Origin of the sequence: Flavonifractor hominis, assembly GCF_040095835.1 — a bacterium.
Taxonomy (GTDB): domain Bacteria; phylum Bacillota; class Clostridia; order Oscillospirales; family Oscillospiraceae; genus Flavonifractor; species Flavonifractor hominis.
On record NZ_JBBMFT010000003.1, the window covers coordinates 77,450 to 91,955 of the forward strand.

The following is a 14,506-nucleotide window of genomic DNA, read 5'->3' on the forward strand; positions in this document are numbered from 1 at the left end:
GGTGATGGGGCTTGGTGGGAATTTTGGAGCTTGCGGAGCGCCGCGGACGCCGACCGTTGGCCATGCAGGAGCAGGTCATGGGGTTGTCCGCGCTGAGGGTGGAGGTCCCCGCGCCTAAAGAATGGAGACAGGCACGGTGTTTGCGGCGGATACAGAGGGGGGCCGAATGGCTGCGCAGAGCTGGAGTGCGCCGGGTACTGACGGCGGCGGATTTCCCATACTGGGAGGTGCTGCGCGCAGCCGGCCTGCGTCCGGTGGAAACCGATGCGTTCTGCCAGCACCTGGCCCCCCGCCTGGCCATGGCAGTATTGGAACGGACCGGGACGGCGGCAGAGCGCGCAATCGTCACGTTGGCCGGGCCGCGTGTGACCCGTCCGCTGTTTTATGCGGCCCAGACGCTGTGTCCCAGGGTACGCTATCTGTGTATTGATGTAGAGGAGGGGGGAGAAGAGCTGGCCGATTGGCTGCGGATGGAGTATGGGGCCGCGGTATTGGGACCGGGTGCGGGGGCTGGTGTAACGCTCTGCTTTGGACCGAGCAGCGGTTTGACGGCAGGGCCAGTGCTGCGTTTGTACGGGCCAAAACCGGAATTGGCGGGCTTGCGGATCGTGCCGCTGGAGGGGGCGATTCCCCGTGGATTGGACGAGCTTCCACTACTTGCGCTGCTTTGGGAAGAGGGGCGGATTGGAGAGGGAAAAATCCATTTGTGTCCTGCACTGCGGCAATAATTGACTTGACAGGAGAAAACAAACTACATATAATATCGTATTAACGTGGCGGATTTGTTCCATTCTGAATCATAGAGAGGCTATCGTTAGCCTGTTTTTATTATCTGCAAGCAATGAAGGAAAGGTGTGCGCAGCGAAATGGCGAAAGAATTCAAGCTCAGCGCGGAGCGTTTGGAGGAGCTCAAACAGGAGCTCAATTATCTGAAAACCGTCCGGGAAAAAGAGGTTGCCGATCAGATCAAAGAAGCCCGTTCCTTTGGTGATTTGTCCGAGAACAGTGAGTACGACGAGGCTAAGAACGAGCAGGGCAAGCTCTACTCCCGTATTGCCGAAGTGGAAAATATCCTGTCCAACTATGTGGTGATTGAGGAGCACGACACCGATCCCAACTCTGTGCGTCTGGGTTCCAGAGTAAAGGTGCTGGACCTGGAGTTTGAGGAGGAAGAGAGCTACCAGGTAGTAGGCTCTCAAGAGGCTGACCCCATGAACGGCCGCATTTCTGAGGATTCCCCCTTTGGCAAGGCCTTGCTGGGCAAGGCCATCGGCGAGGAGGTCCAGGTGGAGGCCCCCGCTGGAGTATTAAGGTATCGTATTTTAGAGATTCAAAAGTAAGGAGCCAGAACAATGAGTACTGAAGAGAGAAGCGTTAACCAGCCTGAGGAGCAGCAGACCCTGTCCGAACAGCGCCTGATCCGCCGTGCCAAGCTCAAGGAGCTTCAGGATGCGGGCCAGGACCCCTTCCAGATCACCAAGTATGTGGTGAAGCATCACTCTACTGATATTAAGGAGAACTTTGAGGCTCTGGAGGGCACTGAGACCTCCGTTGCCGGCCGTATCATGTCCAAGCGTGGCATGGGCAAGGCCATGTTCTGTGATCTGCAGGATGGGAAGGGCCGCATCCAGCTGTATGTCCGTATTGATGAGCTGGGCGAGGAGGCTTTCGCCAAGTTCAAGAAGATCGACATCGGCGATATCGTGGGTGTGGAAGGTGAGGTCTTTAAGACCAAGCGGGGTGAGATCTCCGTCAAAGCTCACAAGGTGACGCTCCTCTCCAAGTCCCTTCAGCCTCTGCCTGAAAAGTTCCATGGCCTGACCGACAAGGAGATGCGCTATCGTCAGCGGTATGTGGACCTCATCATGAATGAGGATGTGCGCCGTACCTTCCAGATCCGCACCGCTTTTATTAAGCATGTGCGCAAGTATCTGGACGACCGTGACTACCTGGAGGTAGAGACTCCGGTGCTCAACACCATCTCCGGCGGCGCCACTGCCCGGCCCTTTATCACCCATCACAATACCCTGGATATCGATATGTATATGCGCATCGCCACTGAGCTGAATCTGAAGCGGCTCACCGTGGGCGGTTTTGAACGGGTATATGAGATCGGACGTATCTTCCGCAACGAGGGCATGGATCCCAAGCACAACCCGGAGTTTACCACCATTGAGCTGTATGAGGCTTATGCTGATTTCCATGATATGATGGACATTGCCGAGGGCATCCTGTCTACTGCTGCCAAGGATATTCTGGGCTCCTATCAGGTAAATTGGCTGGGTGTAAACATTGATTTGACCCCCGGTTGGCCCCGTTTGACCATGATTGATGCGGTCAAGCAGTATGTGGGTGTGGACTTTGACGCCATCTCCGATGATGAGGAGGCCTGCAAGGCTGTGGAGGCCAAGGGCATCGATATGGATGGTTGTGAGCGCACCTGGGGCACCGCTCTGTATGAGGCTTTTGACCAGCGGGTGGAAGAGAAGCTGGTGCAGCCTACTTTTATCACGATGTATCCGGTGGAGGTATCCCCGCTCACCAAGCGTTCCCCTGCTGATCCCCGACTCACCGAGCGGTTTGAGTTGTTCATCAATCACTGCGAGTTTGCCAATGCCTTCTCTGAGCTCAACGACCCCATCGACCAGCGCGGCCGCTTTGAGCATGAGCTGGCTCTGCGGGATATGGGCAACGATGAGGCCGGTATGATGGATGAGGACTTCATCAACGCTCTGGAGTATGGTCTGCCTCCCACGGGCGGTATGGGCATCGGTATTGACCGGGCGGTCATGCTGCTGACCGATTCCGACTCCATCCGGGACGTCATTCTCTTCCCCACCATGAAGCCGCTGGACTGAGCTGAGTCCGGACGGCTCGCATCAAGACCGTTTCACCTGCGTTCCCGGTTGAACGGAACGTGACGGAAGAAAGGGCGAGTCCGCGCAATGCAGTGACTGTAATGCGGGCTCGCCCTTTTTCCCCTGCAACGATGGGGAAGATGGTGGGAACGGGAGTATAAAACACCATTTTGGGGGTACGTTTGTGATCAGAACGCTTGCGCGTTGGAGCAGGAATGTATTTATCCGCAACCGACACCTAAATGCGACCCGTGTGGTGGCCGGTTCATTTGCAATCATCATTCTGGTGGGAGCTCTGCTGCTGACCCTGCCTGTGGCATCACGGGATGGAGAAAGTGCCGGCTTTTTAACCGGGCTGTTTACCGCAACTTCAGCGACTTGTGTCACTGGCCTGATTCTGGTGGATACCTGGAGTCAGTGGACCCTTTTTGGACAGGCCGTCATTTTGGCCATGATTCAACTGGGTGGCCTGGGTTTTATGACGGTAATCACCGTGGTTTCCTTTGCACTGCACCGGCGGATTGGTCTGTCGGAGCGGCTTATTATGGTTTCTACCCTGAATCTCAATGACTTGGACGGTGTGGTGCGCATGGTGCGTCATGCCCTGATCGGGACCTTCTCAATAGAAGGGATCGGGGCCTTGATCCTTGCTACACGCTTTATCCCGGAGTTTGGCTGGGTGCGGGGAATCTGGTATTCCATCTTTCATTCGATCTCCGCTTTCTGCAATGCGGGATTTGATCTTTTGGGTGGACGATTTGGCCCTTTCAGCAGTGTGGCGGGTTACAGCAATTCTCCGCTGGTGCTATGCACCCTTGCCGCGCTTATCGGCATTGGCGGACTGGGCTTTTTTGTGTGGGAAGATATCATCACCAAGCGCAGCTGGCGCCGGCTTTCGGCGTACAGTAAAATGGTATTACTCATTACGGCAGGACTTATCCTGTTGGGCACCCTGTTTTTCTTTGTAGAGGAATTTTCCAATCCTGCCACCATGGGGGATATGCCCGTATGGCAGAAAGCGTTGAATGCTCTGTTTCAGTCCGTGACGCTGCGTACCGCCGGCTTTGACGCGCTGGGCCAGGGTGGACTGAGCGAGAGCAGCAAGGCTATGTCTGTGCTGCTGATGCTCATCGGCGGCTCTTCCGGTTCTACCGCTGGCGGCCTCAAGACCGCTACGGTAGGGGTGTTGTTGCTGGCCCTGCGCTCAGGACTTGCCGGACGGGAGCAGGTGACCTTCCGGGGGCGGGCCATCCCGTTTACCCGGGTGCTCAACGCAATGACGCTGGCGTTGGTGGTAATCTTCGTTTTCCTCACAAGTGCCATGGTGCTCTCCACCGTGGAGGGACTGCCCTATCTGAACTGTGCCTTTGAGATCGCTTCGGCCATGGCTACGGTGGGACTTACCACTGGTATCACACCGGACCTGAGTCCATTTTCCCAGGGATTTTTGATTCTGTTGATGTATTTGGGACGCGTGGGGATTTTGTCTTTCTCCATCGCATTTCTCACACGAGGCCGTAGTCCGGCCAAGATTCGTTATCCAGAAATGAACGTTATGATCGGCTGATGCCCGAACTGTGGCGCGCCGCAAAAAGGGAGTGCTTTGCACATGAAAACATTTGTCGTCATCGGTCTTGGGCGGTTTGGGAGCGCCGTGGCCACAGAGCTGAGTTCTCTGGGTCATGAGGTGTTGGCCGTGGATGAGAGGGAGGACAATGTGCAGAAGGTGGCCGATAAGGTCACCCACGCGGTAGCGGGGGACGCCAGGGACCCCGCTGTCCTGCGGGCGCTGGGAGTGCGCAATTACGACTGTGCCGTAGTGGCCGTGGGGGATGATGTGGGCAACTCCACGCTCATCACCCTGAATCTGAAGGAACTTGGGATGAAGCGAGTCATCTGCAAGGCGCAGAGCCATGTTCACCGCAAGGTACTGGAAAAAATTGGGGCTGACCGGGTGGTATTCCCGGAGCATGAGATGGGTGTCAAGCTGGCCCAGGGTTTGTCCAGCTCCAATGTACTCAACTTTATCGAACTGAGCGATGACTTTGGCATTGTGGAGACACAGATCCCCAAAGAGTGGCGGCACCGCACCATTCAGGAACTGAACGTGCGGGCCAACTACAAGGTGACCATCATTGCTGTGCGCCGGGGAGAGGAAGAACAGCTCAACATCTCCCCCGGAGGAGACTTCCTGCTGGAGCCGGGGGACAGCATCGTTGCCTTAGGGCGGACGGAGGATGTGAATCGCCTGCAGGATCTGTAAGGGAGGACGATATGGAACACATTACCAGCCGGAGTAATCCGCTGATGACCCATATCCGAAAGCTGGCCGCATCCCGTGCTTACCGGGTCAAGACAGGGGAGTATATTGGCGACGGCATCAAGCTGCTGGGGGAGGCCCTGCAGTGGCAGGCGGAGCTGAAGACTGTGGTACACACCCCCGATGTTCCACTTCCGCCCCTGCCTGATGGAGTGCGCGTGGTGGAGGTGCCCGAGGGACTGATGGCTTATATCAGTCCCATGGAGACGCCACAGGGCGTGCTCTTTCTCGGCAGACGGCCCGACTGCAGTTTACCCGAGACACTGGAGGGCAGGCGCTATCTGGCCCTGGAGGGAGTCCAGGACCCAGGCAATGTGGGGACCATCCTGCGCACCGCAGACGCCTTTGAGGCTGATGGACTCTTTCTACTGGAGGGGTGTGCCGACCTGTTCGGACCCAAGACCATCCGGGCCTCCATGGGAGCCGTGTTCCGCCGCCCGGTGTGGAGCTGTACCCTGGAGCAGATGCTCCCCCTGTTGCAGCAGGCGGGACTGCCTTTGCTGGGCACGGCCTTGCGGGAGGACACGGTGGATGTACGTCAGGCTGCGCTGGAGCGGGCCGTAGTGCTCATTGGCAGCGAAGGACGAGGCCTAAGTCAGGCGGCATTGGACGCCTGTGATCAGACGGTGCGCATTCCTATGAGCAGTCGGTGCGAATCGCTCAACGCCGCAGTGGCGGCGGCAGTGGTGCTGTGGGAGGGCGCGCGGTGTCTGGACTGAATGAACTTCTGTGGCTGACCACCCGGGAGGGAATGCGGCCGGAGACGGCGACGGCCCTGTTGAACGCTTTCGGAACGGCTGAAGCAGTCTATTTTGCCGATCCTGCGGAGTATGACAGTCTTCCGCTGTCCCAGACCTTGAAACGGTCGCTGCAGGACAAGTCGCTGGAGGGCGTACGCCGGATTTTGGAGTGCTGTGACCGAAAGGGTATCTGGATCATGACCTATCGGGATGGGGCCTATCCCGAACGGCTGCAGCAGTTGAAGGACTATCCTCTGGTGCTCTACGGACTTGGCCGGCGGCTGCGGTTTGACGAGGAACTGGCCATCGGTATGGTAGGAGCCAGAAAATGTACCCCTTATGGTTTGTCTATGGCGGGGCGCCTGGGATTGGAGTTGGCACGCTCCGGGGCCGTGGTGATCTCCGGACTGGCTCAGGGAATCGACGGCGCCTCCCTGCGGGCCGCTCTGAAGGGCGGCGGGACGGTAGCATCGGTGCTGGCCTGCGGGGTGGATGTGGTCTACCCCAGGTGCAACCGGGACCTCTATGAGGACGTGGCCGCCTCTGGTGTGCTGCTGTCTGAGTCGCCGCCCGGCACTCCGCCGGACGGGTGGCGTTTTCCCATCCGCAACCGCATCATCAGCGGGTTGTCGGTGGGTGTGGTAGCGGTAGAGGGGGAGGAGCACAGCGGCACCCTCACCACCGCCCGTCGGGCTTTGGACCAGGACCGGGAGGTCTTTGCCGTGCCTGGTCCGGCGGATGCGCCCATGAGCGCGGGCACCAATGCCCTCATTGCCCGGGGCGAGGCCAAGCTGGTGCGCTGCGCAGGGGATATCCTGGTGGAATATATGAGCCGCTTTCCCCACAAGTTCCGGCCCGTGCAGCCTCTGAGTGAAGCGGCGGTCAACCAGAGGCTGGAGAAGGGGCAGCCGCCTGCAGCGCCGGAGAACCCCGTCGCTGCATCGGAAGAGCCTGAACCTGTGCTGCCTGTACGCCCTGTCGGCGAGTGGGAGGGGTTGGGAGACGAGCAACGTGAGATCTTCCGCCTGACCCAAGTGCAGCCCATGACCGCCGATGAACTGGTGGGCGAGACCGAGATACCTGCTCGGCGGGTCAATACCGCCCTGACCCTGTTGCAGGCCCAGGGCTATCTGAATGAGCTTCCCGGCCGGCGCTTTACCGCCGCCGTCCGTTTTGAGCAACGAGAATAAAGGAGTATCGTGCTGTGGCAAAATCAAATCTGGTGATCGTCGAGTCTCCGGCGAAGGCCAAGACCATAGGAAAATATCTGGGCCCCGGCTATGAGGTAAAGGCATCCATGGGCCATGTGCGGGATCTGCCCAAGAGCAAGATCGGCGTGGATGTGGAGCACGGCTTTGCTCTGGACTACCAGCCCATCAAGGGCAAGGAAGAGGTCATCGATGAGCTGACCAAATCCGCCCAGAAGAGTGACAAAGTATTCCTGGCCACCGACCCCGACCGGGAGGGGGAGGCCATCTCCTGGCACCTGAAGGAGATGCTGGGTATCCCGGACGATAAGACCTACCGGGTGACCTTCAACGAGATCACCAAGAAGGTGGTCAACGACTCCATCGCCCACCCCCGGGCCATTGATATGGATCTGGTGAATGCCCAGCAGGCCCGCCGGGTGCTGGACCGCATCGTGGGCTATCAGATCTCGCCCCTGCTGTGGAAGAAAATCCGCCGGGGCCTGTCCGCCGGACGTGTGCAGTCGGTGGCTACCCGTCTGGTGTGTGAGAGGGAGGCCGATATCAAGGCCTTTGTGCCCCAGGAGTACTGGTCCCTGGACGCAGACCTGGCCCGTATTCTGCCCAATCAGGGACAGTTCAAGGCCAGCTTCTACGGCCGGGAAAAGAAGGTGGAGCTGAACAGCGAGGCAGAGGTCAATGCTGTTATGCAGGCGGTGCAGAATGCGCCCTTCACCGTCACCGGGGTGAAACGCCAGGATAAGAGCCGCAATCCTGCGCCCCCCTTTATCACCTCCACCCTCCAGCAGGAGGCCAGCCGTAAGCTGAACATGACGCCCCGGCGTACCATGTCCATCGCCCAGCAGCTCTATGAGGGCGTGGACATCGAGGGTGAGGGCACTGTGGGCCTTATCACCTATATGCGTACCGACTCACTGCGCCTGTCCGATGAGGCCACCGCCGCCGCCCGGGAGTTCATTCTCTCCCGTTACGGCGCGGATTACTACCCCGGTAAGCCCCGGGTGTACAAGACCAAGTCCGGCGCCCAGGATGCCCACGAGGCCATCCGGCCCTCCAATGTGGCCCTCACTCCGGAGGATGTGAAAAAGTCTCTTACCGCCGAGCAGTACAAGCTCTATAAGTTGATCTGGAGCCGTTTTCTGGCTTGCCAGATGGCCTCGGCGGTGTATGACAGCGTGTCTATCGAGGTGGCGTCGGCCGGCTACACCTTCCGGGCCACCCACTCCTCTCTGAAGTTCTCCGGTTATACCGCCGTATATGTAGAGGGAAAAGACGAGGAGGAGGAGACCTTCCAGTCGCCGCTGCCCGACCTGAAGGAGGGGGAGCAGGTGGAGCTGAAAGGCCTCAAGCCAGACCAGCACTTTACTCAGCCGCCGAGCCGGTATACCGAAGCCACCCTCATCAAGGCTCTGGAGGAGAAGGGAATTGGCCGACCCTCCACCTATGCCCCCACCATTTCCACCATTCTGGATCGGGAGTATGTGGTGAAGGAGGGCAAGAACCTGCGTCCCACGCCTCTGGGCGAGGTGGTCACGGGCCTGATGAAGGACAAGTTCAGCGACATTGTGGATACCGCCTTTACCGCCAACATGGAGGAGCAGCTGGACGAAGTAGAGACTGGTAAAGTAGACTGGAAGAGCCTGCTCGGCCAGTTCTACGGCGGTTTTGAAAAGGAACTGCAGCAGGCCGAACAGGACCTGGACGGAGAGCGCATCAAGGTGCCCGACGAGGTGTCGGACGTGATCTGCCCCAAGTGCGGGCGAAACCTGGTGTATAAATCCGGGCGGTTCGGACGATTCCTGGCCTGCCCCGGCTGGCCGGAGTGCGACCATACCCAGCCTATCGTCATCGAGATGCCGGGCCGGTGTCCCAAGTGCGGAGGCAAGATCCTGAAGAAGACCTCCAAGCGTGGCTACGCTTACTACGGCTGTGAAAACAACACCAATAAGGATGAAACGCGCCGCTGCGACTTTATGACCTGGGACGTGCCGGTGAAGGAGAATTGCCCTTCTTGTGGCCATACCCTATTCAAAAAGTCGGGCAGGGGCTTTAAGAAGCCCTTCTGCATCAACCCGGAGTGCCCCAACTTCCTGCCGGAGGACCAGCGGGGGTATAAGAAAAAGACCACCGCTGCGGCGGAGACTCCGGCGGAGGGAACGCCCCCGGAGGAGGAGAAGAAGCCGGCCAAGAAGGGGGCCGCCAAGAAGACAACGGCCAAGAAGACCACCGCCAAAAAGACCGCGGCCAAGAAGCCTGCGGCGAAAAAAGCGGCAGCCAAGAAACCTGCTGCTAAGAAGTCGGCCAAAGTGAACACGGACGAGACCTGACGCTCCATGCGCCGGGAGAAAGGAGAACACCATGAAGATCCTGCTGCTCAATGGAAGTCCCCGCTCTAACGGCAATACCGCCGCAGCGCTGGGGGAAATGGAGAAGATCTTTGCCGCCGAAGGCATGGATACCGAGTGCATCCAGGTGGGCAACCAGGCCATCCGGGGGTGTATCGCCTGCGGAAAATGTGCTGGGACGGGGCGGTGTGTGTTTGATGACCTGGTGAATGAGACGGCACCCAAGTTTGAGGCATGCGACGGCCTGGTGGTGGGCAGTCCTGTCTACTACGCTTCGGCCAACGCCACACTGGTGGCCTTTCTGACCCGGCTGTTTTACAGCACCCAGTTTGACAAGCGCATGAAGGTGGGGGCCTGTGTGACAGCGGCCCGCCGGGGCGGTCTGTCCTCCACCTTTGACGAGCTGAACAAATTTTTTACCATCAGCGGTATGCCGGTGGCCTCCAGCCAGTACTGGAACAGCGTCCACGGCCGGGCGGCCGGTGAGGCCCTCCAGGACGCGGAGGGGATGCAGACCATGCGCACCCTGGCCAGGAACATGGCGTTTTTGGTGAAGAGCATTGCCCTGGGACGGCAGCAGTACGGTCTGCCCGAACAGGAAGCGCCCCAGCGGACCAACTTTATCCGCTGATACCCTGACAAGGAGGAACCCATGGAACCTGTGATTGTGATCGGCGCGGGCCTGGCCGGGTCGGAGGCTGCCTGGCAGCTGGCCCGGCGGGGAATCCCCGTGACCCTGCACGAGATGAAGCCGCAGAAGATGACCCCCGCCCACCACTCGGAGTGGTTTGCCGAACTGGTGTGCTCCAACTCCCTGCGCTCCAACCAACTGGAAAACGCGGTGGGTCTGCTCAAGGAAGAACTGCGGCGGATGGACTCGCTCATTCTTGCCTGCGCCGATGAGCACCGGGTGGAGGCCGGGGGCGCGCTGGCGGTGGACCGCCACAGCTTTGCCCGGGCGGTGACCGAGCGTATCCGCAGCCACCCTCTGATTACCGTGGTGGAGGGGGAGGTCACCGCCATCCCGCCGGAGGGGAACGTGATCGTGGCTTCCGGCCCGCTGACCTCCGACGCGCTGGCCGGAGCCATCGGGGAGCTGTTCCCTGAGAGCCACTATCTCAACTTTTTCGATGCGGCGGCTCCGCTGGTGACCTTTGAGAGTGTGGATATGGACAGCGCCTTTTTTGCCTCACGCTACGACAAGGGCACTCCGGACTACATCAACTGTCCTCTGAGCGAAGAGGAATACGATGCCTTCTGGAGCGAGTTGTGCACGGCACAGGAGGCGGAGGTCCACGGCTTTGAGGACAAGCAGGTCTTTGAGGGCTGTATGCCGGTGGAGGTCATGGCACGCCGGGGCAAGCAGACCCTGTGCTATGGCCCGCTGAAGCCCCGCGGGCTCACCGACCCCAAAACAGGGAAAGAACCTTTTGCGGTGGTGCAGCTGCGCCGGGACAACGCTGAGGGCAGCATCTACAATCTGGTGGGCTTTCAGACTCACCTGAAGTGGCCGGAGCAGAAGCGGGTGTTCTCCATGATCCCCGCTCTGCGTCAGGCGGAGTTCGTCCGCTATGGGGTCATGCACCGCAATACCTATCTGGACTCCCCACGTCTGCTGGACCGCTACTACCGGGTCAAGGGACAGGAGCGCATCTGTTTTGCCGGACAGATCACCGGTGTGGAGGGCTATGTGGAATCCACCGCTTCGGGCTTTTTAGCGGCGGTGGAGCTGGCCCGCCGTCTGGAGGGAAAACCGGCCGTGGATTTCCCGCGGGAGACCGCCGTGGGGGCGCTGGCCCTCTATATCAGCGATGAGAGCGTTACCGACTTCCAGCCCATGAACGTGAACTTCGGCATTATCCCGCCCCTGGGCTACCGGGTCAAGGGCAAGCGGAACAAAAATGCAGAGCTGTCCAAACGGGCGCTGGAATATCTGGAGCATCTGGACCTGTCATAAAGGGCAGCCCACAGGCTGTCCGCCGGTGTGAAAGGAGCGCAACGCATGAAACGTCTGAGCAGGATTCTCTTGACCCTGGCGCTGAGCGCCGTACTTTTGCCTGCGGCGCAGGCGGTGGATGGGAGTGAGCCGGCCTGGCTGGCCGAGGGTGAGCGCTATGTACGCGCGCTCAGCGACGAGCTTATTCTGACCGTCCAGACCGGCAGTCAGTTCAACGATCCCAAGCAGCCCGGGATCACTCCGGGCTACGGCGTGACAGACCGCATGGGCAACGAGGTGCTGCCCTGCACCTACCAGAAGATCAGCGACTTTGAAGGGGATGTGGCCCGCATCCAGCAGAAGTGGACAGGCCGATGGAGCCTGCTGCGCAGCGACGGGACGGTGCTCTGCCCCGATGGCTTTGAGACCATCTCCCCCTTTTCCGAGGGGCTGGCAGCGGCGGAACAGAACGGACTTTGGGGTTACATCGACACTGCGGGCAATTGGGTCATTCCGCCCCAATACGGCAGCGCCGGGGACTTCAGCCAGGGGCTGGCCCCGGTCAAGACCAGTACGGGGACCTACAGCGAGATGACGCCGGGGGACTATTGCTACATCAATATGGCCGGGCAGGTGGTCATCCACGGTCCCTTTGCTTACGCCTATGCCTTTCAGCACGGTGTGGCCCTCTTCAGCCAGGGGGACGACACCAACGGCTATCAGGACGGACTTGTGGACACCAAGGGCAACCAGGTAGCCTCCGCCTTGTATGACGACATCGACTGGCAGAAGAGCTGGACGGGCGGGCTGATCCCCGTGCAGCAGGGGGAGTACTGGGGCGTACTGAACGCGGACACCGGAGCACTGGTACTGCCCTGCCAGTACGATGCGGTAACCATCTTTGCCGAAGAGGGCCGGATTGCGGTGTGCAGCGCGGAGAGCGGCCTGTGGGGAGTCTGTGATGAGCAGGGGACCCTGGTAGTACCCATGACCTATGACCGGGTCGGCAAGGAAGGGGACGCCCTGCAGGTATGGCAGGGAGATGACTGCGGCCTTCTGGACTGGAATGGCCGGCAGATCCTGCCCATGGCCCCCTATGACCGGCTGGCCTGGGTGGGCAGCGGACTTTATTACGCCGACGGGCAGCTGTTTGACCAACAGGGCGAGAGCGTTGCATCTTGGAGCTATGATGCGCCGATCAGCGAAACCTTCCAGGAGGGGCGCCTGCTGGTGCGGCAGAACGGCCGGTGCGGCTATCTGGATGAGAGCGGCACTCTGATGATTCCCTGTACCTATGAGTCCGCCGGGGCGTTTTCCGACGGCCTGGCCCCGGTACAGCAGAACGGGAAATGGGGCTATATCGACCGGACGGGGGCACTGGTGGTGCCCTGCCAATATGACAGCGCGGAGACCGGCAGCCGCTTCCTCTATGTGACCAGCGGGGACCGCGGCGGGCTGCTCTGCCATCCGCTCCTGGCGGATACGGTCAGCGACTGGGCCGCACAGGAAGTGGAGCAGGCGCGGCAGTCCGGGCTGCTCACCGCCCGGACGGAGGGGTATTTCACCTATGATATCACCCGCCTGCAGTTTGCCGAACTGGCGGTAAACCTGGTGGAGCAAACCACGGGGCAGGAGATCGTACCCGCGCCCGCAGACCGCTTTACCGACACATCGGATGAAGCCGCCCGCAAGGCTGCAGCGGCGGGCATCGTTAACGGCACGGGAGATGGGAGCACTTTCTCACCCAATGCCCTTATTACCCGGGAGGAGCTGGCTGCCATGCTTTGCCGGGCGTGGGCTGCAGCGGGTGGCCAGGTGGCTGCCACAGCGGACCTGAGCGGCTACAGCGATGCCGGTGCGGTGTCCGACTGGGCGGTGGAACCGGTGTCGGCGCTGGTGGGAGCCGGTGTGCTCCAGGGTGCCGGCGGTACTATACTGCCTGGAGATAAGACCACAGTGGAGCAGGCCATCCTGCTGGTGCTGCGGGTATATCAGCAAAGCTGAGAAAAGAAAGAAGAGGGAAGCAAATGAAGATCATCGTAGACGCCATGGGCGGCGACAACGCGCCCGTATCCAATGTCCGGGGTGCGTTGGCTGCAGTTCGGGAGTTGGGAGTGGAGGTCCTGCTGGTAGGCCGTGGGGAGGAAATCCTCAAGGTCCTGAAGGAGGACGGCATTGACCAACTCCCCCAGGGGTTGGAGATCGTCCATGCCTCCGAGGTGGTGGAGATGTGCGACAACCCCGCCACAGCTTTTCGGGAAAAGAAGGATTCCTCTCTCACGGTGGGACTCAACCTGTTGAAAAATGGAGACGGCGACGCCTTTGTTTCGGCGGGAAGCACCGGAGCTCTGCTTTCAGCAGCCACGCTGATGGTCAAGCGAGTGCGGGGAATCCGCCGGGCTGCTCTGGCTCCTGTGGTTCCCACCGGCGCGGGCGGCGCGGTGCTCATCGACTGCGGCGCCACCGCTGAGTGTACGCCGGAGTATCTGCTGCAGTTTGCCTTCATGGGCTCTTATTACGCCGAGCGGGTGCTCAAGCGGCCGGAACCCAAAGTGGGGCTGCTGAACATCGGAGCCGAGCCCTCTAAGGGCACGGACCTGCAGCGTGAGGCACATGCTCTGCTTACTGCCGCGGACAAAGCCGGGCGCATCCGTTTTGTAGGCAATGTGGAGGCCAGAGAGGCGGTCTACGGTGAAGTGGATGTCATTGTCTCAGACGGTTATTCGGGGAACATTTTCCTCAAGACCATGGAGGGAACCGGCGGATTTATGGCCAAACAGCTCAAGGCCATGTTCAAGAAAAATGCGCTTACCAAGCTGGCAGCCGTGTTGGTTTCCGGTGGTCTCAAACAGTTTAAGAAGATGATGGATGCCGGTGAGGTGGGAGGTACGGCCCTGCTTGGCATTTCCCGCCCGGTCATCAAGGCCCATGGTTCTTCCGACGATTTTGCCATCAAAAACGCCATCCGTCAGGCACAGAGTTTTGCCTCTTCCGGTATCATTGAAGACATCGTTGAAAATATCGAACATATGCGCCTGTCCACGGAGAAGGTGGAAAAAATTTGAGTCAACCTATTGACAGCCGCCCTAATCTTGCCTA

Annotated in this window: 12 protein-coding genes; all 12 read left to right on the forward strand. The window is 59.8% G+C overall.

Translation table 11 applies throughout. The annotated features are described in order from the left end of the window. Positions 1-14: 14 nt before the first annotated feature. A complete protein-coding gene (locus WMO45_RS06300; RefSeq protein WP_349139711.1) occupies positions 15-728 on the forward strand; it encodes a hypothetical protein in 714 nt (237 codons plus the stop codon). A 138-nt stretch (positions 729-866) separates the two neighbouring features. After that, a complete protein-coding gene (gene greA / locus WMO45_RS06305) occupies positions 867-1,340 on the forward strand; it encodes a transcription elongation factor GreA (protein ID WP_349139712.1) in 474 nt (157 codons plus the stop codon). 12 nt (positions 1,341-1,352) lie between these two features. After that, positions 1,353-2,858, forward strand: coding sequence for a lysine--tRNA ligase (gene lysS / locus WMO45_RS06310; protein ID WP_349139713.1), 1,506 nt, complete (start codon positions 1,353-1,355; stop codon positions 2,856-2,858). 184 nt (positions 2,859-3,042) lie between these two features. Continuing rightward, positions 3,043-4,425: a TrkH family potassium uptake protein gene (locus WMO45_RS06315; RefSeq protein WP_349139714.1), complete on the forward strand. Its 1,383-nt coding sequence runs from the start codon at positions 3,043-3,045 to the stop codon at positions 4,423-4,425. 36 nt (positions 4,426-4,461) lie between these two features. Continuing rightward, positions 4,462-5,121 (forward strand): potassium channel family protein, encoded by a 660-nt coding sequence (locus tag WMO45_RS06320; RefSeq protein WP_349139715.1) that lies wholly within the window; start codon positions 4,462-4,464, stop codon positions 5,119-5,121. Between the two features lie 11 nt (positions 5,122-5,132). Beyond that, positions 5,133-5,897, forward strand: a complete 765-nt coding sequence (locus tag WMO45_RS06325; RefSeq protein ID WP_349139716.1) for a TrmH family RNA methyltransferase — start codon at positions 5,133-5,135, stop codon at positions 5,895-5,897. Next, positions 5,885-7,108, forward strand: a complete 1,224-nt coding sequence (dprA, locus tag WMO45_RS06330; protein ID WP_349139717.1) for a DNA-processing protein DprA — start codon at positions 5,885-5,887, stop codon at positions 7,106-7,108. Before WMO45_RS06325 ends, dprA begins: the two co-directional genes overlap by 13 nt. 14 nt (positions 7,109-7,122) lie before the next feature. Continuing rightward, entirely contained in the window at positions 7,123-9,453 is a 2,331-nt protein-coding gene (topA, locus tag WMO45_RS06335) for a type I DNA topoisomerase (RefSeq protein WP_349139718.1), read from the forward strand. A 31-nt stretch (positions 9,454-9,484) separates the two neighbouring features. Continuing rightward, positions 9,485-10,102 carry a flavodoxin family protein gene (locus WMO45_RS06340; protein ID WP_349139719.1) on the forward strand — a complete coding sequence of 206 codons (618 nt, stop codon included), beginning with the start codon at positions 9,485-9,487 and terminating at the stop codon, positions 10,100-10,102. A gap of 21 nt (positions 10,103-10,123) precedes the next feature. Next, positions 10,124-11,428 (forward strand): methylenetetrahydrofolate--tRNA-(uracil(54)-C(5))-methyltransferase (FADH(2)-oxidizing) TrmFO, encoded by a 1,305-nt coding sequence (gene trmFO / locus WMO45_RS06345; protein WP_349139720.1) that lies wholly within the window; start codon positions 10,124-10,126, stop codon positions 11,426-11,428. A 45-nt stretch (positions 11,429-11,473) separates the two neighbouring features. Next, positions 11,474-13,411, forward strand: coding sequence for a WG repeat-containing protein (locus tag WMO45_RS06350; protein WP_349139721.1), 1,938 nt, complete (start codon positions 11,474-11,476; stop codon positions 13,409-13,411). Positions 13,412-13,434: 23 nt separating this feature from the next. Then, positions 13,435-14,472: a phosphate acyltransferase PlsX gene (gene plsX, locus WMO45_RS06355; protein WP_349139722.1), complete on the forward strand. Its 1,038-nt coding sequence runs from the start codon at positions 13,435-13,437 to the stop codon at positions 14,470-14,472. Positions 14,473-14,506: the final 34 nt, after the last annotated feature.

Excerpts from the sequence above, each read along its gene's own strand:
- greA (WP_349139712.1), top strand. The coding sequence starts at position 867 with ATGGCGAAAGAATTCAAGCTCAGCGCGGAGCGTTTGGAGGAGCTCAAA.
- lysS (WP_349139713.1), top strand. The coding sequence starts at position 1,353 with ATGAGTACTGAAGAGAGAAGCGTTAACCAGCCTGAGGAGCAGCAGACC.
- WMO45_RS06325 (WP_349139716.1), top strand. The coding sequence starts at position 5,133 with ATGGAACACATTACCAGCCGGAGTAATCCGCTGATGACCCATATCCGA.
- WMO45_RS06340 (WP_349139719.1), top strand. The coding sequence starts at position 9,485 with ATGAAGATCCTGCTGCTCAATGGAAGTCCCCGCTCTAACGGCAATACC.
- trmFO (WP_349139720.1), top strand. The coding sequence starts at position 10,124 with ATGGAACCTGTGATTGTGATCGGCGCGGGCCTGGCCGGGTCGGAGGCT.
- WMO45_RS06350 (WP_349139721.1), top strand. The coding sequence starts at position 11,474 with ATGAAACGTCTGAGCAGGATTCTCTTGACCCTGGCGCTGAGCGCCGTA.
- plsX (WP_349139722.1), top strand. The coding sequence starts at position 13,435 with ATGAAGATCATCGTAGACGCCATGGGCGGCGACAACGCGCCCGTATCC.